The sequence below is a fragment of the Novosphingobium aromaticivorans DSM 12444 genome (assembly GCF_000013325.1).
Lineage (GTDB): Bacteria > Pseudomonadota > Alphaproteobacteria > Sphingomonadales > Sphingomonadaceae > Novosphingobium > Novosphingobium aromaticivorans.
In genome coordinates, this window is the sequence record NC_009426.1 from 110,629 (window position 1) to 131,313 (window position 20,685).

Below are 20,685 nucleotides of genomic sequence, written 5' to 3' on the forward strand. Positions count from 1 at the left end.
TTAAATCCTAGTCTGCAGCATTTTATGTACGCGAAGCTGGCGAAAGCGACTGACACGCCAGATCCGGACGTTGGCAACGGTCTCATGTCTTGGCCGTTTGTTCTCAACCCGTCCGGTGCGCCCCTTGTCCAGGGGTTCAGCAGGCGAAAGGGACACCTAAACGCGTCGCATCTCCGTTCAGCGTAACTACGGGATGCCCTAAACAGGCGGCTTCGGCTGACCTGCATGGGTACGGAGCCGCCATAGTATTCAAATGCCCGGGGTAATGCCCGGGACAGCTCCCGGAAGGGAGACGGTGCAACCGCATAAGGACCGGGCGACCGGGCCGAAACCGGCGACCACCGGGAGAAGGGCGGCAGTTGCGATACTTCAACCGCAAATCATGGGGTGTGCTGATGCTACCAGATACTGTGATGGCCCGGTTGGAGGCCATTCCGACGATCTCTGCGTCGGGCAAACGGGTAAATGGGCTTCATCGTTTGATGAGGTCCCCGCTTCTTTGGGAGCAGGGACTTCGGAAAATTGCCTCCAATCGGGGGGCGATGACGCCGGGCATCGATGGCAAGACATTCGAGGATTTCGGTCCCGACCGTCTCGCTCCGTTGATCGCCAGCGTTGCGACCGGAGCCTACAAACCAAAACCTGTGCGTCGGGTGTTCATCCCGAAAGGCAAAGGAAAGCGGCGTCCGCTGGGGATTCCCACGCGAGACGACCGCCTCGTCCAGGAAGTGGCACGCCAACTGCTGGAACGAATCTATGAGCCGGTCTTCTCGAAGGCCTCGCATGGATTTCGACCGGGAAGATCGTGTCATACGGCCCTCGAGCACGTGAAGGCTGTCTGGACGGGCGTCAAATGGCTTGTCGACGTGGATGTCGCCGGGTTCTTCGAGAACATCGACCATGACATTCTGCTGAAGCTGCTCCGGAAAAGGATCGATGACGAAAGGTTCATCGACCTGATCCGCGACATGCTGAAGGCAGGAGTCATGGAGGGAAGGGCTCACACCCAGACCTATAGCGGCACACCACAAGGCGGGATCGTCTCCCCGATCCTGGCCAACATCTACCTGCACGAACTCGATGAGTTCATGGCGGGTCGGATCACGGCCTTTGAAAAAGGGAAGACCCGCGCCACGAACCCGGAATACCGGAGACTGGCGGGCCGGATCGCCAAACGGCGAGAACGGCTCAAACGACTGGAAGCCAGTGACAACGCTGATCAGGTAACGGTGAAGGCCATCTTGGCCGAAATCAACACCTTATCAAAGCAGATGCGTTCGTTGCCGTCGAGAGACGCCATGGACGCCGGGTTTCGCCGACTTCGCTACTGCCGTTACGCCGACGATTTTCTTATCGGTGTGATTGGCAGCAAGGACGATGCGAGAGGGGTCTTCGCCGAAGTCAGGACCTTCCTGACCGAGGTACTGGCCTTGACCGTATCCGAGGAGAAGAGCGGAATTCGAAAAGCAAGCGATGGTACCAAATTCCTCGGATACGAGGTGCGGACTTACACGGGACGCCAATGGACAGTGCGAAGCCAGAACGGCACACAGCACTTCAAGCGGCGCCCGCCATCGGAAGTCATGCAACTCAATGTTCCGTGGGATAGGGTCACTGCGTTTGTTGCCCGGAAGGCATACGGAGAATGGTCCCGATTGAGGGCCAAACACCGCAACCACCTTCTAAGCTGTAGCGATGTCGAGATTGTCCTTGCCTACAACGCCGAACTGCGAGGGTTCGCGAACTACTACGCTCTGGCGCGCGATGTGAAATTCAAGCTCAACCGGCTTGAATACCTTCAGCGCTGGAGCATGTTCAAAACCTTGGCAAGCAAGCACAAATCCAGTGTGCGAGTTGTTGCCGCCCGCATGAGGCAAGGGCTGGAATACCTCGCCGGCTATGAAGTCGGCGGCCAGCCCCGATCAGTCAAAGTCTGGAAAATGACCGATCTGAACCGTGACCGGATAGACCCGGACAAGGTGGACGTCCAACCTTGGACGCAAATCTTCTCCGGCTCGCGAACAGATTGGGTCGACCGGCAGAACGCCACGCAATGCGAAGCGTGCGGCCGATCCGACCTCCCCTGCCATGTTCATCATGTCAGGGGAATGGCCGATGTTGCGCACAGAGACCAAGCCACGAGGAAAGCCATAGCCAGAGCGCGCAAGACGAAGGTTCTGTGCGTCCCTTGCCACAAGGCGATCCATGGTGGCCCACTACCGGAGCAGAGAACATGAATGGTATTATCGCAATGGAGAGCCGCATGCAGCGAAAGCTGCACGTGCGGTTCGGTGGGGGGAACAGGGCTGACTCCCGGAGCAGCACCACTCCTACCCAACTGACCGAAACGATGGGGCCGTATCACTACGATTGTCCGGCCTCGATCCTCGACCTGTTGGGCCCTCCCGGCAACGAATATGCCGCCAAATGGCGCGAGGCCTGCCGGGCGCGTCTCGCGCTGACCTCGCGCCGCAAGCCGCGACCGGGCGACACGCTGGTGCTGGCCGAGCCGCTCACGTTCACTGACGGGCAAAGCGAGCGCAGCTTCCGGGTGGTCCAGTCGGGCCGGAAGACCATCCTGCGCCGGATGAACGATGGGATGGGCGTGAAGATCAGCAAGCTGATGAGCCGTGCCTGGACGATTGTCCCGGCCCCCGCCGCCCCCTCGGCGACGTGACTGGCTCGCGAGCTTGCACCGCCATGTCGGACCAGCCACCCCCCGAACGCTCACCTAAACGTGGGCGCCTCTGCAGCATTGAAAACGCCAACCGGGTGGCAACCCGCGTTGCCGAGCATATCCTGACCGACACGGCGGTCGTGAAGACAGGAAACCCGCTGCAGCCTTTCCGCGTGGTGCTGGCGAGCAAGGCCGCGCCGGGCCGCACTGTCTCGCGGGTCGTTACCTGCAACGATGACGAGCCCTGATCGGTCAGTAGGGCTCCGGCCCGCGCTCGACGAACCACGACTGGCCGAGCTCGAAATCCGGGTTCGGCGACACCAGCGGGCCATCGGGGCCCTCCGCCACATAGGGTGAGACCAGATCCTTCCGGCGTACCCGCGAACGGCTGAGCCAGGCCGCGGTCCGGCCGCGCGCTTTCAGCATGCCCAGCAGCCAATCCATTGCCTCGGCCATCTCGACCACGCCGCGCCCGGCGAGGCTGTAATAGATCGCCCGCTGGAAATCGTCGCACGATGTGCTGAGGATCGATGCGAGCTTTGCCCGCCCGCCGGGCGCATTTTCATGCACCAACGACACCGCTTCGCGCAGTTCGCGGACCGAAAAGTAGGCGTCATCGACCCCGACCCCGATGCAAAGGGCTGCAATCGCGCGCCGCGCCGGCAGCACGTTGAGGTCGCACGAGGCATCGCGGAGCGTGATGTCGAGATCGAAATGGTCGGTGTGGGCGCCGATGGGCATCGGAAATTTCCTTTCAGATAAGAACGTAGCGTGAACGCTCAAGCGCCGTCAACCGGCAGGCGGAGGGGAGAGGGGGGCGCATCGGTCGATTATTGCAAAAGGAGAGTTTGATGACCCAACTTGCCCAAGCCGCCCCTGCCGACACCGACCACACCGCCGAGATTGCCGCGCTCAACGATGCCGCCCGCGCGGGGTCGCTTGTGACCTCGAAGACCGTGTTCACGCGGGCGCTCGCGGATATTCTTGCCGGGGAGGACCCCGATCCGGGTACCCGGCAGCTCAACCTGATGATCGGCCAGGGTGCCCTCCGCCGGCTGATCAACGAGACACCGATCGATCCCGGCAACGACCCGCACGGCGAGCGCGACTTCGGCGTGGTGGAATACCAGGGTCACAAGATCTTCTGGAAGGTCGACGTTTACGCCAACGACGGCACGTTCGCCTGGGGATCGGAGACGCCTTGGGACGCTCAGCAGAGCTTCCGCGTCGTGACCATCATGCTGGCGAGCGATTGGTGACGCGATGAGCCGGTATTCGCTAAAGCCGCTGCCCCATCGCGCGGATTTGTTTGAGGTCGCGGTCGGATGGGATGCAGGGTTCGGCACCTTCTTCGTGATCGTGTTTGGCCCTTGCAAAGAGGGGCATGATCCTGAACTCAAGACCTGGGAGGGCGCGAAGCCAGGACAGATACCGACGCTGTTGCATCTGCGCCATCTGATCAAGCAGTACGCCGAATTGGACCCCGAATTGATATCAAGACTGCAAGCCGACCAACGAGCTGAGGCAGGCCAATTGGCCACCACCCTCAGCGACTTCATCTTCCGACTTTTATAATGTGCCGTTTCTCTTGCCCTCGGAGACGCACGAGCTAAGTTGGCTGGCGGTTTAAGGGGGACGTCTTGATCAAGCGCTTACGTCGTGCAGCGAGACAGGGAACCCACTGGTTGACTGCCGGGCGTTCTCGCGAGCATCAAATCAACTCTGCGGCACCGTTGAAAATCCCGTTCGAGAAGGACACTGTCGAAGGATACATAGCGAGTCTGGATGCGCTGATCCGTGCGCCCGGAACCCACGTGTATGTCGACACCTCGTTTCTGGTTTGGCTAACTGCCCTCGGGTGCGAGGCCCGCAACGAATTCACAGGATGGCTGCGGGCAGTAGCGGCAGGTCGGGTGCATGTCCCTGTGTGGGCGGCGCACGAATACCTGCGACACCACATGGGGAATCTGCACGGCAAGAAGCTGAAGGGCATCGAAACCGCGTTGAACGATCTCGCCAACAATACCTTCAACGACCTTCGGCCGTACATCGATACCTCATTCACAGGCGACAGCCGGTCGCCAGCAGAAATCATTGCCGCGACGAGGTCAGTGCTTATTGACGTCAAACGCGTCGCCGCCATCGCCGGGCGGTGGACGAAGCAGCACTATGACAGCAATTCTAAAGCAATTATCGAATTCATCAATGAGTGCGGCCTTCCAAGCGCACCGATGCTCGACTGGATGGGCGACATCCAATCCGTAGAGGAGGCCCGTTTCGAAGGCCGCATACCCCCAGGCTTCCAGGACCGGAACAAGTCTGGTGCGAACGGAGGGGGAGCCAACAGCTTCGGCGATCTGATGTTCTGGAAAGAGATCCTTCATCACGCTGGTCAACGGCGCGCTCGAGGCGTCGTGGTCATCAGCAACGACGGCAAGAACGATTGGGTCATGGGAGGGCTAGATCAACCGGACCTGGATGCGGAACTTAAGGTGATCGCGAGCAAGCTACCCCCGATCCCAAGGCCGCAACCGATGCTTGAATATGAGGCCAAAGCGTCCGCCGGTGTTCAAGAACTGATGCTGGTAGATCGGAAATATCTCGCGATCTACTTGCGCCGCACCGGCGTCCCAAGTGACAGGTTCTTTGGTTCGGCTATCGACGTCACGCTTCCCTCCCCTGACCGAGAAGACGAGGCCATTCGGAAGCAAGCGCGTGACCAAGCGACCGGCAGAACTTCCGTCGCGAGCGGAATAGAGCCACAGAGAGACACGCCAAAGCACCTGCCAGTGGATGACGCTTCTGGCATTGCTGACAATCCTCTCGCTCTTCGGCTTGCGTTCAGTGCCAGCAGCTCGGACGCAAACGAGAAATCCGGCCCTCTCCTCGATCACATGCTTGCCAATGATGCGGAAGGACTAGGCCTAGATGCATTCCTGACAAAGGAAGCGTTGGCTAACTGGGACGGCCGGGCGGCTGTTTGGTTCGGTCGATCGCTGGGCACCAGATCCATCGAGGGCAATGCCCTAGCTACCACCTACACGACGGACTTGCTCGGCGTGTTCGAGCGGCTGCCGCCGAGGACAGCAACTAACCTTTACCTTGGCCTCCTGGCGTCGGCCTACGTTGATGGGTCATCGCTCAAGACAATTCCCCGCACACCTTGGCTGCCTCGGCTCTTAGCGCTTCAAGGGCAACCGCGTGCCAAGGGGGCCATCGACGCGTTCCGGAACATTGTCGCTGATTGGCCCGGTCGCCCAGTCTATCTGCCAGACGCGGATCGACCTGCACTGTCGGTCAAACCACTACTTGCGAAGGCTACCGGCACCGCGCCCCGCCTGACAGGTCTACAGATTGGGGGGATTGGCGTAATCGTGGAAGCTCAGGAAGATGCAGGACTTCGCTTGGCCAACCGGTTTCCAGGAGTAACGACCGTCGTTCTCGGCGATGTCGTCAAAGATGTGTGCAACGCTCTGGGCATACCGTTTGACCAATTGATGGCGCATGAGGCCTTCGAGCGAGAGGTCGCTTTCGGAAGTACCGTCGGGATTGCTGCCGAAGGGGATCTTAGAAATAGTATGGAAGACCAATCATGACTGATGCGGCACCGGCGGGCGGCACACCTGCGCCGATAGAGATCAACCCATTCTTTGGCGGCTTCGTCTTGGAAACTCTGACGATTGGGCTCTACGGAGAGGCTCGCAGCGCTATTCGCGAATATCTTCAGAACGGGCTCGACGCCGTTATGCAGGCAGTCGACGGTGGCATCATGGCTTTCGCGGACGCGAAGATTGATGTGACCCTTGAGGATGACGGGCTCGTCATTCGTGACAATGGCATCGGGTTGGGCGTCGACCTCGCGGTGTCGAGGCTGACTTCCATCGGTGCATCGTCGAAGGATTACCGCGTTCAAGCTGGCTTTCGTGGCATCGGCCGACTAGCTGGCATCGCATTCTGCGACAGATTGGTGTTTCTGACGAAGGCTCAGGGTGAGAGCGAATGCACGCGCATCGAGTTTAATGCGAATCAGCTGCGAAAGGACATGGCACCAGCCAGCGGAGGGCACCTCTCGCTCGCCAAACTTCTTTCGAAGAACGTGACCGCAACTCGGACGACGGGAGAGACCCCCGACGAGCACTTCTTCGAAGTCCGCCTCGAGGGCCTCGTAAACGCCCCGGGTGAAAGCACGGATCTGGACCAGATGGTCGATTTCGTGTCGCAGGTGGCGCCGGTGGCCTATTCAGATGAATTCACTTTCAGAGCTCAGATCGAACAAGCAGCATCAGATCGCAAGTTCGCGTCGACCAGCAAACGGGTCGGCCCGTCGGCCGCACTGGAGGAAGTGAAAATCGTCGTTCACGATGGCGATCGGAGCGTCGAGGTTCGTAAACCCTATGGCAAGGCCTACCCCGTCGGCCGCGATTCCGTTCACCTTGACGACATCGAAATCGTCGACGGCCAGAGCCGCCGCTGGTGGGGCTGGGTTGGCGTGAAGCGGGAGCCTGGTGCGTACAAGGACGATCTCACTCGCGCGATCCGTATCAGGGTGAGGAACATCCAGATAGATGGTACCCAGATTATGGGTGAGATGTTTTCCAATGTTCCCGATGCCAAGTCCTACGGACGGTTCAATGATTGGTACGTCGGGGAAATTTTTGTCGATCCAACGTTTGTCATCCCGAACTCGCGGCGTGACGGGTTTGAGGAAGACGCAAACTGGGCGACGCTCCAGGCGGAGATAATCTCCCTTTGCGACAGGCTGGGCAAGAACGCATACGAGATTTCTAAGAACGCCCAGCATTCCGTGCAGCGCCTGGCCAAGGACGCGAAAGCCATCGAGGACCGTGCAAAGGCGTTAACTTCTGCGTCCACGCAGGGACACACGGACAACCTTCTCGAACTCTCAAATGACGTCACCAAGGCGCAGCGCCGTGTGAGCCGTGCTTTTAAGCACGCAGACCTGGAAACTGCATCCCAATTGCGGTCGCTGGAGAACAAGCTCCTTGATGCGAAGACGAAAGCGGTTCGAAAGCTGGGTATCACTCATGCAGGTGACATGTCCCAATTGCGCGAGCAGGCGCAATTAGAGGTATTACGAGAGCTAATGAAGGCGTTCAGGAACCAATTGGAGCCTGAAACCTTTTCAAAGGTCGTACAGATCGTGGCATCTGTTGCAGGAACTACCGACTTCTAAGCCACGCATCAATTGTAGGCGAAGTCATCTTCATTGTTTCCCGCGAACGCGACTGAGTGGTTCGACAGATGAGATAATCCAGCTGGGCGGGGCCCAAGGATTCGACCATGTCGCCGGTTATGTGCCCCAAAAAGCGGCAGTCGTAATCAGGACGAGCAACTATCGCCGGAGCTACTCGGTGAGGTAGGGGACCGTCTGCGTGACTACGCCGACATTGGCCATTGTTCACTGGGTCTCCCACCGCATCCCTTCCTGAGAGCAACAGAAAGTTCTCGATCGACAAACGGCAATCGTCTAGCTATCCGCATTGCAGCGATGCAGATTCGGCATCGTGGGGAGGCGGAACGCTGATGGAAAGTTTGGTTTGCCAGATCGGGCAGTCGGCGCAGAGGCCGGTTCTGCTTGGCTTTGCGCCCGCGTCTCTGCTGCATCGGATCAGCATGGCGGACGTCCTCGACGAGGGAACTGGGCAGGGCTACCAGCGCCGCTTCAACTCAGGCCACAGTCTCGATTTCCGGCGATATATCCGCGAGCCCGGCAGCACAACAATTCCCCTCACGTTCAATCTCAGGCCGCGTGAAGATGGAGGCTGGCGCCTAATCGAGGACGGCCATGGTATGGCGCGCTTGGAAATCGACCCGACTGCCGGTCGCGTGATGACACAAGTGGATTGCCAGCACCGCCTCGGTCATCTTGCCGACCTCGATATCGAACTACCTTTCATGTGCTACATCAACCTGACAGTTCAGGAAGAGATGGCGGTCTTCTCCATCATTAATCGGAAGGCCAAGGGGCTGAGCCGCAGCCTGCTTGATTTTCACGACGCCCGACTTTGCGAAGATCTGGCAAATGATCGGCCTGAACTGTTTATCGCACTTTGCCTTTCGAACGATCCAGCATCGCCTTGGTGCGGGCAACTCGACGTCGGGGGCAACAAGATTTCGGGGATGTCGAGAAAGGCCTCACTGCGCACATTGCAAAAGGCTGTGCGCAGATTTCTCAACCATTCCGGCATCTTGAAGGAGCGTACGGTCGAGGAGGCGGCAAAGACTGTCCTTGATTTCTGGGTGGCGGTCTCGGTCGCCATGCATTCGGACTGGTCTCGCCCACGTGGCTCGCTGATCGCCAAGGGAGTCGGGGTGTATAGCCTGATGGAAATAGCCGCAGACCTATGGGTTGAGAGCCGCGGTGCCCTCACGCGTGAGCTCCTTGTGGCTCGCCTTTCTGATCTCGCGGCGGAGACGGATTGGTCGTCAGATGGCCCCATGAAGGGATTGGGCGGTGAAAGCGGAGTTGCGGCTGCGGTGGCACAACTTCGGGCTGTCCGCGCCCGCCAGCACATCAAGGCAGTCGCGTAATGGCCGGCAAGAACATTCTGCTCATCGAGCCGGGATACAAGAACAAGTACCCTCCCTTGGGACTGATGAAGATCGCCCAATATCACGGACCTCAGGGTAAGAACGACAACGTCACGTTCGTGAAGGGCGAGGATCCCTCAGCATTCAACAAGGCTTGGGACCGAATTTACGTCACAACCCTCTTCTCATTCGAGTACCCGCGGATAGCGACCACAATCGACTACGCACTGAAGGTGGCAAACGGCCAACCGGACAAAGTATTCGTAGGCGGGATTGCGGCCTCGCTGATGCACGACCGGTTTATCGAGGAGCGGCGTTGGCACGGGGTCCGGTTCATCAAGGGGTTGCTCGACAAGGCACCTGCAATCTCGCTTCAACTCGATGATTTCGCCGAGGAGCTCTATTCCGAAGACCTCTACGGCAAGCCAATCGAGGACATGGTTCCCGACTACAGCATCCTTTCGCAAATCGAATATGCATACCCGGTTCGCGATGCCTATTTTGCCTACACCTCGCGCGGCTGCATCCGCAAATGCCAGTTTTGCGGCGTGCCGAAACTCGAGGGAATGCAGCGCGACGTTGAATCGCTGACCGACCTCGTTCGTGCCATTGATGACATGTATGGTCCCAAGAAGGACCTCATCCTCATGGACAACAACGTGGTCGCGAGCGCTCGCTTCAAGGAGGTGATCGCCGAAATCCGCGACCTCGGCTTCGTTCCAGGGGCAAAATTGCAGCGCCCAGGCTCAAGGGTACCCGTGCAGCGGCGCGTCGACTTCAACCAAGGTGTCGATGCTCGCATCCTTTGCAAGGACAAGATGTACCTGCGCGAACTTTCATCGATTTGCCTCAAGCCATTGCGGATTGCGTTCGATCACCTCGGTGTGCGCAAACCTTACGAGCAGGCGGTCCGTTACGCACATGAGTTCGGGCTCAATGAGCTGTCGAACTACATGCTCTACAATTTTCATGACACCCCCGCCGATCTGTTCGAGCGCATGCGCCTCAACGTCACGTTGAACGAGGAGCTGGGAGTTAGAATCTGGTCGTTCCCGATGCGATTCCAACCCACCATGCGTCCTGATCGTGGGCATATCGGTGAGAATTGGACCCGCTACGAGCTGCGCTCAATGCAGCTGATCCTTCAGGCGACGCACGGCGTAGTCAGTGGAGCACCTGAGTTCTTCCGCCGAGCATTTGGCGACACATTCGACGAATTCCAGGAAATTCTGCTTCTTCCGCAAGACATGATCTTCAACCGCGACTGGTTCCAACGTTTGGATGGGCGGGGGGAATACGATTCCTTCCGCGCGGAATTCACTCGCCTTTCCCCAAGCCGCCGCGACGAGCTGAAGCACATCCTCTCCTCGGTCGATCCCCGTTTCTTCCCATCGCTAGTCGATGAGGCCGACGACGACGCGCTTCGCTCGATCCTGCGGTACTATGTACTCCGCCCGAAAGCGGAGATGATGACGATTTGGCAGCGTCAAAAGCCCGTCGAGCCGGAGGCCTTGGTGCCCGATGATGAGCGCGTCGAAGATGCTGCTTTGGAATACGATGATGATGTCGATGCCCCGCAATCGACTGAGTGCAAGCAAAGGCATTTGGCATGAATCTCTCCGAAGTAGCGAGCATCGGCACGGCCCGGCCGGTGATCGGCAAGGACGTCTTGGAACTGCTCTCGACTGCAATGTACGTCGATCCGCTCACCATTTACCGGGAGTACGTCCAGAACGCAGCTGATGCGATCGACGATGCTCGCGCGGCGGGACTCCTGCGCGCAGATGAGGGCGCCATCGCCATCACCATAGATCCAACGACAAGAACAATCACCATCCGCGACAACGGTGTAGGCATCGCGTCTGACGCCTTTCAGTCCATCCTGACCGCCATCGGAGCGAGCAGCAAGCGCGGCACCGGCGCAAGAGGCTTTCGTGGAGTGGGCCGGCTTTCGGGCCTAGCCTATGCCCGTGAACTGACATTTCGGGCATCTGCTGCAGGTGAGACGCAAGCTCACTCGTTGACCTGGGACTGCCGTGCTCTTCGCTCAGTGCTGAGAGATTTCGATGACCGCCGAGAATTGCCCGAAATTGTCGGCGCTATCACGGTGATTGACGAAACGTCCGGGGTTACCGCTGATGAGCATTTTTTTGAAGTTATCTTGACTGGCGTTCCTCGGATTGGGGATGACCGCTTGCTGTCACCGGCTGCGGTGAGTGATTATTTAGCGCAAGTTGCGCCCGTACCGATGTCCTCGCAGTTCACGTTGGCGCCCGACATCGATGCGCAGCTTGGCAGCCTCAACGACATTCGACGCTTGGTCATTACCGTCAATGGTGAAGCTCCCCTAACGCGACCGTTCGCGGACGAGATGCCAATAGAGGGGGGGCGGCCACTATGCCTTCGGGAATGCAGGTTCATTGAAATACCGAGCGTTGACGGCGGTATCGCTGCGCTAGCTTGGGTTGCCCATCACGATTACGAAGGGGCCATTCACGCATCTACAAATGTGCGCGGACTGCGCGCTCGGGTCGGCGACATTCAGGTTGGAGATTCCAACCTCTTCGAAGACATCTTCCCCGAAACACGCTTCAACGCGTGGACCGTCGGCGAGGTTCATATATTCGATCCGCGTATCGTCCCCAACGGTCGGCGCGACGATTTCGAGCGCAACGTACATCTGGCGAACCTGAAGAACCACCTGGCCCCGCTCGGCCGGGAAGTCGCCGTACGATGCCGCACGAGCTCGCGGGAACGCAAGCGTATCCGGGATTTCGAACTTGCCCATCTGGCGGCATTGGAGAACATCGCCATTCTCGAGCAGGGCAGCCTTGCGCCAAATGCCTGCGAACACGTTGCGCTCGCCGTCGACATGACGGTCATGAAGATGGAGAAGCTGGCCACCCCAGACAACTTGCTGAATGGTGAAGGGCGCGAACGCGCCGCGATTGAGGATGTGAAAACCCGGCTCGAAACAGTCACCCGTTCAACGGCATCGAGTTCGCCGCTCGAGCGGATGGCTCCCGAGCGCCGGGCGAATTATGAGGAAATGTTCAGCCTTATCTACGAGTGCGCAGCCAACCGCTCCGCCGCCAAGGCGCTGATCGACCGGATCCTGGCAAAAATCGCGTAGGGGCTGCTAGCCTCCGGGTCACCTCGCCCACGATGTTTGACCGAAGAGCTACCGGGCGGGAATATGATGCTCGACCTTCTCGTAAACCTCATTCACGAATGAGACCTGTTCCTTGCTGAGCAGGCCTTTTTCAGGGTGAGCCGTATATTGGCGGATATCGTTGAGCACTTTAATCCACTTGGTGCTCTCTTTCTTGTTGTCCGGATCCTTATAACCCAGGGACAGGGTGTCCCGGAACAGATCCCAGTTGGCGACGGCGATATCCTGATAGTTGATGAGGTAGAGATGAGACTCCTCGTCGCCTTCACGATTCTTCTTTTCCCATTCCTGGGTACACGAAAGGCGAATGGTAAGCGGTACGCCCTGGGTCCACCACGCTTTGTGATCCCGGCCAAAGTGATCTTTCAGAGTCTCGATGACGTAGTTGAACAGCTTCTTGTGGATTTGGGTCACCTTCGCCGCCGCCGCATCGGCGCCAGCTGCATCGCGCGAGGCCAGGTATTCCTGGAGCCCCAGCGGGCGGAAATCAGAGAGTTTCGCCTGAATGTAGGCTTCCATGCCAAACGACTGCTGCTTCACAGCTGTCAGTGAGGATCCGATCTTGCGAAATGCCTGAATATCGTTCGGCGCTACCGATGCGAGTTGATCTGCGAGGGCTGTAAGATACGGCTCCAGTTCTTTGAACGTTTCATCTGCATTGAGTAGCGCGAGGTCTATGCCCGAATTTTGACGGACATGCTCTGCGACATCCTGGATCACCAAGAACAGGGCGCGAAGACCGTTGTTGGTGCATACATAGCCAGTAGGGCTGTCGCCGGCCGCCCATTGGTTGGGCAAAATGTTTGCGAAAAGCGCGAGACACTCAGTCAGAACCGAAAGGCTCTTCTTGAGGTTGGCGTCGTAGTTGAGCGGATCACCCGTAGAGAGGGGACCGGGCACGATCATGCCCTTAAGGGGACTGCCAATCAGCCGGGCAACCTTGAGGCCGTCCCGTATCGACGTCTGCGTAAGACACCGCACATTCGTTTTCCTGGTGCCGGAGACAACCATGCGGTCAAAGAGTGGAGAAGCCTTGTCCTTGTTCAGCCGGTAGGCGATCCGCGACAGCAGGGCCTGGAAGGCCTCTTCGACATCGTCGGACTTCCAGTGCAGATCCGAATAGAGTTCGACCAGCAACCCGGTTTTCACCTTCACCTGCTTGCTGTTGATGTCGATGAACAGGTCCATCTCTTCATCGGCGGGAAGATTGACGTATGCCAGCACGGGTAGAACGGTCTCGTCGCTCTTGAAGCCTCCGTTCTCACGCGCATAGGCATAGCCATAGAGGCGGTGCTGCCCATCAATCACCCATGCTGAGGCATAGATGGGGGGCAGGTGCAAGAAACCGAGTATCTCCTCACCGACGGTCTCCTTCTTGTCGAACTGTGGTTCCTTCTTACCGGGGAGCTTGAGGTTCACGACGATGTTAGTCGGGAATTTGCCGCCTTCATTGATGTACTTCGCAATTCCCTTCAGTCGGTCGGACTGGAGCATTCGCTGGTAGGTTTCGAGGTTTTCGATGTCGCGGCTACCCTTGTGGCCAACATAGGCGATCTTCATCAGCTCTTCGGGCCGGATCAGGAACGTGTAGAACGGCCTTCCACCCATTTTGCCTCGGGTCGCAACTACGGTTTGCGCGAGCCCATCGACCCGCTGTCCCTCAAACATGTGCGCGAGGAACTGGAAGCGCGCGGCCATTTTGAGGTGCTGTGTCAGTTGCTTGTAATAATCGAGCAGCTGGTCCGATATCACAGCGATCTGGTACTCTTTACATTTCTCCAGGTCAGCCTCGCCCCAGATGATGTTTCTGGTGGCAATGGCGAATTTGACCTTCAGCTTTTTCTGACTGCCGTAATGGAGTTTGATACTTTTTTGCGCGGCCTCGCGCAGCGCACGGATCTTTTCGATAAGATCCGCCATTGGCTTCCGCCCGACTGTCGCTTTCTGCCGACATTCAACAATGATGACCGTCTCATCGTCCTTGGCAAATACATCGATCTGCCGAGGGTTCAGGCCATCCTCCACTGCGATCGTGAAGAGCCTGCCCTTGTTCAGCTCCTGGAATCCCATTTGAGCGAGGAGGCACCAAACCTCATCTTCGAGCTGTTCGTGCGCAGGCTTGGCCTTCGCAAGCCTCGTCGACTTCTTGTTTTTCTTTGCGACGCGCCACCCGTCTTGCTCTTCAAGGGCAACTTTCTCGGCAATGACCTTGCGCGTTGAACCCGTAACTGTGTGAAAGATGTCCTTGCTTTTGCGCTGACGCAGCTCAGAATCCAGATCATCCCCCGTGACGGTCGGGCCCATTACGTCATCAGCCATTGCGGTTTTTGCCCCCTTGCATGCGCCGTGAGTAGCAACAGGAGCGAATGCGAGGAAGACCAAACCGTTATGCGTCAATCGTTCCGTGCATAAGCTCGCGTCAAGTATTACTAGTTGAACCCGACTGCGCAGCAGAGCGGATGTCGTTGAACTCGATCAAAGAAGGGCCGAAATGTCTGCGATGGGCTGGGTCATCTCCGACGATGATCTTCAAACTCTGAAGAAAAAATATCCGCCAACGTATGCTTTCCTTGCGGTGCCCCATTGTACGTTAGAACTGGGGAGTTCACGTCAATCCCGACTTCCGCCTCCACGGAAAGGGGTCGTCTTTGGCAAGATCGACAATCTTGATGGCGTGGAAGCCCTCCTCCTGAGCATTGATGGGGAAACAGTCCGTCCAGATGGGGCAGTGCTTCACATAACGTGGTCACTGGGACCCGGACGAAGACCCAGGGATAGCCATGAGGCGATACGAACAACGGCTCCTCTCTTATCCGAATCCCCAATTGAGGTGCATCTAATACCAAGCAGGTTCTGACTTGAACCCCTGACGGCGCCGGTTCCAGGGCACGTCTTTCTGCGGGCAGCGCCCGCAGCTTCGGCCTGACGGCCGGGAGGGAAGGGGGTGGGAAGAGAGTGACCGGACAAGGGGTTCGGTCGCAATCGATCCTACCAGGAGACAGTCCATGAACATCGGTGAAATCCGCAAGAACGCCAACGGCCAGTTGATCGGCTCCGTCGAAACGCTCACCATCACCCGCACCATCGGCCTCCGTCCGGTGACCTCCAGCAACCCGCGCGCGCCCAAGTACGAAATCGTCGCGCTCAACGACCAGCGCCGCTGGGTGATCGTCGGCGCGCTGTTCGAACTTTCCTCGAACTCGACCGGCGAAAGCTTCTACCAGGGCAAGATCGACGATCCCTCGATGGCTCAGCCGCTCTACATCGCCGCTTTCCCGCGTGAGGACGGCACGATGGCGGTGGCCTGGCAGCGTCCGCGCCGTCGCAGCAGCCAGCTCGGCTCGGCCGAATACGGCGAGGGCGACATGTTCGGTGCTGACGACGTCGCCGGTGACCGTGCAGGCGGCGAGCAGGCTGGCGAAGCCCGCCACGAAGACGGCCTGGGCGACAGCACCGCGACGCCTCCGGGCAAGCGCGGCCGCGCGCAGGCCAAGGACGGCGAACATAACAGCGCCGGGCACGAAGGCGCGCTGCCGCCGCTCGTCGACGCCTGATCGTCCAAGCACTCCACTGACGGGGACCCGGTCGCGGGTCCCCGTCCCCGTGCAAGGCCGCGCAATCGCCCCCCGCGCGGTCTGAGGCGGAACGCCGGCCTACCCCCCGCCCGGCGTTCCGCCTCTTCATTTGCCTGGGGCGATCTGGAGATCCCGACATGCTGACCGACAGCGAACGTTTCGCCTTCGAGACCCGGCGCCATCACGCCTTCGCGAGTACCGGCAACGCCTACGACGCTTCGCAGTGCGATGAAGCTATCAAGACCGGGGACACGCTCATTGTGCTGGCCGAGGAAGTGGTCGCGATCGCCATGACCTGGCCGTTTGCTGTGACCGCAACCTGTGGCAAACTCCACAGCCTGTCAGCGCCGCGCCCCGGCGAAAACCTCGCCGCGCTCGCGCTATCGCTGCACGTGCGCGCCGCCGACTTCCGACACGCCGCTGACCTTGCCCGCCGTCTGGGATTTCCGATCGATCCGCAGCTCATCCCGCTGCTGGACATGCCTGCCGAGTGACGCAGGCCTGCTGGCCTCAGAGCGGCAGCGAAGTCTGTGCCTCGGCCATCTGGCTGGCAGGCGCGGTCACGGCATCGGCGATAACCCGGGCGAGCTCGAGCGCAGCATCCTCGCGCAGGCAGGAGCTTGGGGCGGTAATGCCGACGCGCGCCCAGCCCGGGGCGTCGAGAATCGCATGTGCGACCGCAGACGTATCGATTCGTTCCATGAGGGCAACAGAACATAGAGGGAACATATTTGCAAGGGTGCGCCTGTTCGATTGACACGGGGCCCCGTCCAACCGAGCATCAGGCCATGTGCAATTTGTACCGCATGACCAAGGCGCCTGCCGAGATCGCCCGGCTGTTCGGCGCGCGGGCGGGGGAGGGCGCCAACTTCGCGGCCGAGGTCTATCCGAGCTATCCGGGGCTGGTGGTTGCCGAAGGCGAGGCCCGGGTGATGACCTGGGGCTTCCCGCTCGTGCTCAAGGGCAAGAGCGGTCAGCCATTGAAGCCCAAGCCGGTCAACAACGCGCGCGAGGACAAGCTCTGGACGGCGTTCTGGCGGGCCAGCTTCGAGCGCCGCCGCTGCCTGATCCCGGTCAGTGCCTGGGCCGAGGCCGAAGGCGCGAAGGGTGCAATGACCCGCACCTGGTACTCGCTGGCGGGCGAAGAGGTCTTCGCCGTCGCCGGACTCTGGCGTCCGACCGAGGAATGGGGCCAGGCCTATTCGATGGTGATGGTCGATGGCTGCCCGCAGATGGCCGATGTCCATGACCGCATGCCGGTCGTGCTGGCGCGGAGCGACTGGGAGCAATGGTTGTCGGGCACCCCGGCCGAGGCCTTTGCGCTGTGCCAGACATGCTCAAGCGCGCTTGAGGTCGACCGAACCCCCGAGCGCTGGGCCGCCCGCCGCGGCTGATATCGAGGGGAGGGGGACTTGAGCGGGGTCGGATCAACGACACCCGCGAAAGGACCTGGCCCATGGGCGACCGCGCTCCCGTTCACATCACCATCGGCGGCACCTTGCCGCGCGACCATCTTGAGGTCTTCGCCGCGCACGCGGCCGACTATGACCTGCGTACCGAATGGGACGGCGAGCCGTTCGATCCCGCCGCGCTGGTCGCGGGCGAGCCGCTCGAGCTTTACGGCACCGAGCTCAACGGTGGGCAGATCCCCGAGATCGACGCTTTCTGCTGCGAGCACGGCCTGCCGTTCCGCCGCTGGTCGGGCGGCTGCCTCGGTGCCTTCCTGCCCGAGATCATCCTGTTCGACGGCAGCGGCCCGTTGCGCGACTACACGGCGAGCGAGGACGAATGGGTTCTGTTTCCGCCGTCGTGGATCAAGGGCTTCACTCGCTTGCGTGAGCTCAAGCGAGAGATGGCCCGCGCCGAGCTGACCATCCCGCCGTTCGTTCTCGTGTGAGGAGCCAGGCCATGACCGAGAACCGTGACACGGCAATTGCCGAACTTCTCGCCCGCTTCCCGCTGTCCCGGGTGAGCGAGGCCTTCCACGACGACATGCTCGGCGTCCTCCCACCAGTCCACGTCCGGGGCATGCCGGGGTTCCTGGTCAGCGAGGCGGTGGCCGAGGATGTCCATGCCCAGTTCGTCGAGCATCGTGGCCGCTTCTACGGCGCCTATGTCGCGCTGCGCAGCCCCGCGACCTGGATTACCCACGCGGCCATTGCCGCATTCGATGTGGGCCATCCCGACCCGCCGGTGCTCGACTGGTACCCGGACGCCGCCGACGGCCAGTGAGGGGAGGGGGCTTGGAGCCGGTGTTCCATTGGGGAGACCGGCCATGCTTCGCTTCTATTCCGGGATCGGCGCGCGCAGGACGCCGCCCGAAGTGCTCAGCCTGATGACCCGCGCCGCATTTGCCCTGCTCAAGCGCGGCTATGTCCTGCGTTCGGGCCATGCGATCGGCGCCGATAGTGCGTTCGAACACGGCGCGGGGGAGGCGGCGCAGATCTTCCTGCCGGTGCCGGGCTGGCGCGGCTCGGGAAGCGCGTTTCATGCGGGCACGCTGGGCGAAGATGTCTGGGGCAGGGCGCGCGAGATCGCCGCGGCGCACCATCCGGCTTTTGGCACTCTCTCGCGCTTCGTCCAGGACCTTCACACCCGCAACGTCTTCCAGGTGCTCGGCCCCGCGCTCGATAGCCCTTCGGAATTCGTGCTGTGCTGGACCGCCGACGGCCAAGCCTCGGGCGGCACCGGCCAGGCGCTGCGCATTGCCGCAACATACGGCGTGCCCGTCTACAACCTCCAGCGCGCCCGCGAGAGCGCGCACGTCGAACGTCACCTCGTCCTCTGACCCTTCAACCCCGCGCATTTGCGCCGTTCTTGACCGTATCCCGGCGTCATGACGCCGGGCAGCGGTGCTGCGCGATGCCAAGCGAAAGCCCTCAGACCATGTCGTCTCGCACGCTCACTCTCGAAATCACCTGCACCCGCGAAGAGGCCGCGCGCTTCGCCGCGGTCGAACTGTTTCTCGCCGATCTCGCCACCGACCCGGCCGCACAGCCGCCGGGCGAACTCGATGCGGTGTTCGGCGCCAAGGCGCGCGAAACCATCCTCGGCCTCGTCGGGCATCCCGAACCGCTCGGGATCACCTGCCGCTACGACCGCGACACCGGCGTGCTCACGCTGCTGGCGATCGATGGCCACCCTAATCTCGCGGCGCTCCCGGTGCTGCTGCTTTGGCTTTACCCCGAGAAGCTGCCGCTCGCTTACTCGGTCCACGTGACCGACAACCCCGACCTGGCGGTCTGGACCATCGTCTCCCTGCAGCGGTTCGAGATCACCCAGCACGCCGATGAAGTCCCGGCGCGCCTCGAAGCGCTGCGCGCGGCATCACCGGGTCCGCGCCGGGTCGATCTCCTGCCGACCCGGCCGCTACCCCGTCCGGAAGACTGAGGACGATCAGGCTGCGGCCTGCGCTTCCCAGCGTCGTTGCCGCGTGACGCGCGCCGGGAGCGGCTCGCCTTCCTTCCAGAACCGGTGCGCGACGCCTTGCCCGGCGAGCAGCGCCTCGAGCGGCTCGGCCACTTCGTTGTCGCGGTCATGGATATGCACCGCGCAGGCTTCCTCGCCAGTGTCCTTCAGCACCAGGCTCGCGATCGGCATGTCGACGTCGAGATTGACGCGCAGGCCCTTCACGAACCGGCGCTTCTCGGCGACCGCCTTGGCGATCAGATAGCGCTCGTCGCTGGTCTCGTAGGGGAGCCATTCGGGCGTCACCGGCATCAGTGCGACCTCGATCAGGTCGAAGGTGCCTTCGCGCCGCCGCGCGAACGAGCCCGCGATCACCAGGTGATCCTGCTCGGCTTTGCTGCCATGCTGCGCCTGCCACAGCGCGAGTTCGCCCGCGAACCGCTTGTGGAACCGGCGCGCCATATCGGTGTCCATCACGAACGGCATGTCGCCGACGTGGCGCAGGACGATCCGCTCCGCGCCGTGGGCCGAGACGATCTCCTTGATCTCGCCGACCACCACCATCATCTCGTCGCGCGAGCGGTAGACCCGCTCGAGCGCGGTGCGGCGGCGGGCGCGGATGTCCTCCTTCTCCTCCAGCTTGAAGCTTTCCGGCACGAACAGCACATGGGGAAGGGCCTCCTGCTTCGCCCGGCATGACGCGGCTGCCTCGAGCAGCGCGCGGCGCACCACGAACCAGCTGCGCTTGCCTGCCATCTTGGGATGCCAGTGCGTGAGCTCGGCGCGGTCCCATAGGACGTGGAGCAGCCCGCGCATCGACAGCTTCTGGCCCGACGATTTCACCGTCGGCTTGTCGTTGGTTATCGCCGCGGGCGCGAGCCGGGCGCTGCCACGTGAGAGCGGGAAGCCGAGCTTGAGGCTGGTTTCGCCGCTCGTCTCATCGTCGATGATCGCCGCGCCGCGGACCTGGCCCATGCCGGTCAGGTAATCGGGCGCCTCGTAGTGGTCGCAGGCGGTCGCGTGCCGCGCGCCAGAGCCCGGCCAGCGCGCCAGCACGTAGCGGTCGTTCCTGTGCGAAATGTAGAGCGGCAGGTCGGTCCCCTTGCGGCATTCGCACAGGACCTGGGCCTTTTGCGCGTAGGCTTTTGCCAAAAGCGGCTGAAGTTCATCGCCTTCGGCCACGCTGCGGCCGAGCACACGGTATCGCTGGATCATTGGGTTCTGCTCCAATTTCTCGCGATCGACGCTGCCCGTTCGACCTCTCGCGCATCTCCTTCGGTTGGACGCGGCCCCGGATGGGG

General features: G+C 60.7%; 21 protein-coding genes. 17 read left to right on the plus strand and 4 right to left on the minus strand.

Going from position 1 to position 20,685, the window contains the following annotated elements; translation table 11 throughout:
• Window positions 1-395 precede the first annotated feature (395 nt).
• The 3 genes from SARO_RS17480 to SARO_RS17490 all read left to right on the plus strand — a co-directional run bounded on the left by SARO_RS17480 (window position 396) and on the right by SARO_RS17490 (window position 2,925).
• On the plus strand, window positions 396-2,237 hold the full coding sequence (locus tag SARO_RS17480; RefSeq protein ID WP_011906624.1) for a reverse transcriptase domain-containing protein: 1,842 nt from the start codon (window positions 396-398) through the stop codon (window positions 2,235-2,237).
• Between the two features lie 26 nt (window positions 2,238-2,263).
• A complete protein-coding gene (locus tag SARO_RS17485) occupies window positions 2,264-2,677 on the plus strand; it encodes a DUF6927 domain-containing protein (RefSeq protein ID WP_234007469.1) in 414 nt (137 codons plus the stop codon).
• Window positions 2,678-2,772: 95 nt separating this feature from the next.
• A complete protein-coding gene (locus SARO_RS17490) occupies window positions 2,773-2,925 on the plus strand; it encodes a hypothetical protein (RefSeq protein WP_324608756.1) in 153 nt (50 codons plus the stop codon).
• 4 nt (window positions 2,926-2,929) lie between these two features.
• Here SARO_RS17490 and SARO_RS17495 read toward each other — a convergent pair whose 3' ends face one another.
• Window positions 2,930-3,418: a hypothetical protein gene (locus SARO_RS17495; RefSeq protein ID WP_010890919.1), complete on the minus strand. Its 489-nt coding sequence runs from the start codon at window positions 3,416-3,418 to the stop codon at window positions 2,930-2,932.
• A 110-nt stretch (window positions 3,419-3,528) separates the two neighbouring features.
• Between SARO_RS17495 and SARO_RS17500 the strand changes: the two genes are divergently transcribed.
• The 7 genes from SARO_RS17500 to SARO_RS17530 all read left to right on the plus strand — a co-directional run bounded on the left by SARO_RS17500 (window position 3,529) and on the right by SARO_RS17530 (window position 12,362).
• Window positions 3,529-3,936: a DUF3768 domain-containing protein gene (locus SARO_RS17500; RefSeq protein ID WP_011906622.1), complete on the plus strand. Its 408-nt coding sequence runs from the start codon at window positions 3,529-3,531 to the stop codon at window positions 3,934-3,936.
• Between the two features lie 4 nt (window positions 3,937-3,940).
• Window positions 3,941-4,252, plus strand: coding sequence for a hypothetical protein (locus SARO_RS17505; RefSeq protein ID WP_011906621.1), 312 nt, complete (start codon window positions 3,941-3,943; stop codon window positions 4,250-4,252).
• A 65-nt stretch (window positions 4,253-4,317) separates the two neighbouring features.
• A complete protein-coding gene (locus SARO_RS17510; RefSeq protein WP_010890921.1) occupies window positions 4,318-6,273 on the plus strand; it encodes a PIN-like domain-containing protein in 1,956 nt (651 codons plus the stop codon).
• Entirely contained in the window at window positions 6,270-7,871 is a 1,602-nt protein-coding gene (locus SARO_RS17515; protein ID WP_010890922.1) for an ATP-binding protein, read from the plus strand. Before SARO_RS17510 ends, SARO_RS17515 begins: the two co-directional genes overlap by 4 nt.
• A gap of 350 nt (window positions 7,872-8,221) precedes the next feature.
• Window positions 8,222-9,229, plus strand: a complete 1,008-nt coding sequence (locus SARO_RS17520) for a DGQHR domain-containing protein (RefSeq protein WP_010890923.1) — start codon at window positions 8,222-8,224, stop codon at window positions 9,227-9,229.
• Window positions 9,229-10,842, plus strand: a complete 1,614-nt coding sequence (locus SARO_RS17525; protein WP_010890924.1) for a radical SAM protein — start codon at window positions 9,229-9,231, stop codon at window positions 10,840-10,842. The genes SARO_RS17520 and SARO_RS17525 overlap by 1 nt, the downstream gene beginning before the upstream one ends.
• On the plus strand, window positions 10,839-12,362 hold the full coding sequence (locus SARO_RS17530) for an ATP-binding protein (RefSeq protein ID WP_011906620.1): 1,524 nt from the start codon (window positions 10,839-10,841) through the stop codon (window positions 12,360-12,362). The genes SARO_RS17525 and SARO_RS17530 overlap by 4 nt, the downstream gene beginning before the upstream one ends.
• A 48-nt stretch (window positions 12,363-12,410) precedes the next feature.
• Here the strand turns inward: SARO_RS17530 and SARO_RS17535 are convergent, their stop codons facing one another.
• On the minus strand, window positions 12,411-14,720 hold the full coding sequence (locus SARO_RS17535) for a DGQHR domain-containing protein (protein WP_011906619.1): 2,310 nt from the start codon (window positions 14,718-14,720) through the stop codon (window positions 12,411-12,413).
• Between the two features lie 686 nt (window positions 14,721-15,406).
• Between SARO_RS17535 and SARO_RS17540 the strand changes: the two genes are divergently transcribed.
• Window positions 15,407-15,955: a DUF736 domain-containing protein gene (locus tag SARO_RS17540; RefSeq protein ID WP_010890928.1), complete on the plus strand. Its 549-nt coding sequence runs from the start codon at window positions 15,407-15,409 to the stop codon at window positions 15,953-15,955.
• A gap of 158 nt (window positions 15,956-16,113) precedes the next feature.
• Window positions 16,114-16,470 (plus strand): hypothetical protein, encoded by a 357-nt coding sequence (locus SARO_RS17545; RefSeq protein ID WP_010890929.1) that lies wholly within the window; start codon window positions 16,114-16,116, stop codon window positions 16,468-16,470.
• 16 nt (window positions 16,471-16,486) lie between these two features.
• Here the strand turns inward: SARO_RS17545 and SARO_RS17550 are convergent, their stop codons facing one another.
• Window positions 16,487-16,678: a DUF6771 family protein gene (locus SARO_RS17550; RefSeq protein ID WP_041551548.1), complete on the minus strand. Its 192-nt coding sequence runs from the start codon at window positions 16,676-16,678 to the stop codon at window positions 16,487-16,489.
• 86 nt (window positions 16,679-16,764) lie between these two features.
• Here SARO_RS17550 and SARO_RS17555 point away from each other — a divergent pair, with 86 nt between their 5' ends.
• From SARO_RS17555 to SARO_RS17575, 5 genes are all read left to right on the plus strand, one after another.
• Complete coding sequence (locus SARO_RS17555; RefSeq protein ID WP_011906616.1) at window positions 16,765-17,370, plus strand: SOS response-associated peptidase; 606 nt, start codon at window positions 16,765-16,767, stop codon at window positions 17,368-17,370.
• 62 nt (window positions 17,371-17,432) lie between these two features.
• Window positions 17,433-17,873 (plus strand): hypothetical protein, encoded by a 441-nt coding sequence (locus SARO_RS17560; protein WP_010890931.1) that lies wholly within the window; start codon window positions 17,433-17,435, stop codon window positions 17,871-17,873.
• An 11-nt stretch (window positions 17,874-17,884) separates the two neighbouring features.
• Window positions 17,885-18,208, plus strand: a complete 324-nt coding sequence (locus SARO_RS17565) for a hypothetical protein (protein WP_010890932.1) — start codon at window positions 17,885-17,887, stop codon at window positions 18,206-18,208.
• A 43-nt stretch (window positions 18,209-18,251) separates the two neighbouring features.
• A complete protein-coding gene (locus tag SARO_RS17570; RefSeq protein WP_011906615.1) occupies window positions 18,252-18,764 on the plus strand; it encodes a hypothetical protein in 513 nt (170 codons plus the stop codon).
• Window positions 18,765-18,862: 98 nt separating this feature from the next.
• Complete coding sequence (locus SARO_RS17575) at window positions 18,863-19,366, plus strand: hypothetical protein (protein WP_041551569.1); 504 nt, start codon at window positions 18,863-18,865, stop codon at window positions 19,364-19,366.
• A 6-nt stretch (window positions 19,367-19,372) separates the two neighbouring features.
• On the opposite strand, the gene SARO_RS17580 is transcribed toward SARO_RS17575, so the two are convergent.
• Window positions 19,373-20,599, minus strand: a complete 1,227-nt coding sequence (locus SARO_RS17580; RefSeq protein WP_011906613.1) for a DUF1173 domain-containing protein — start codon at window positions 20,597-20,599, stop codon at window positions 19,373-19,375.
• Between the last annotated feature and the right edge of the window lie 86 nt (window positions 20,600-20,685).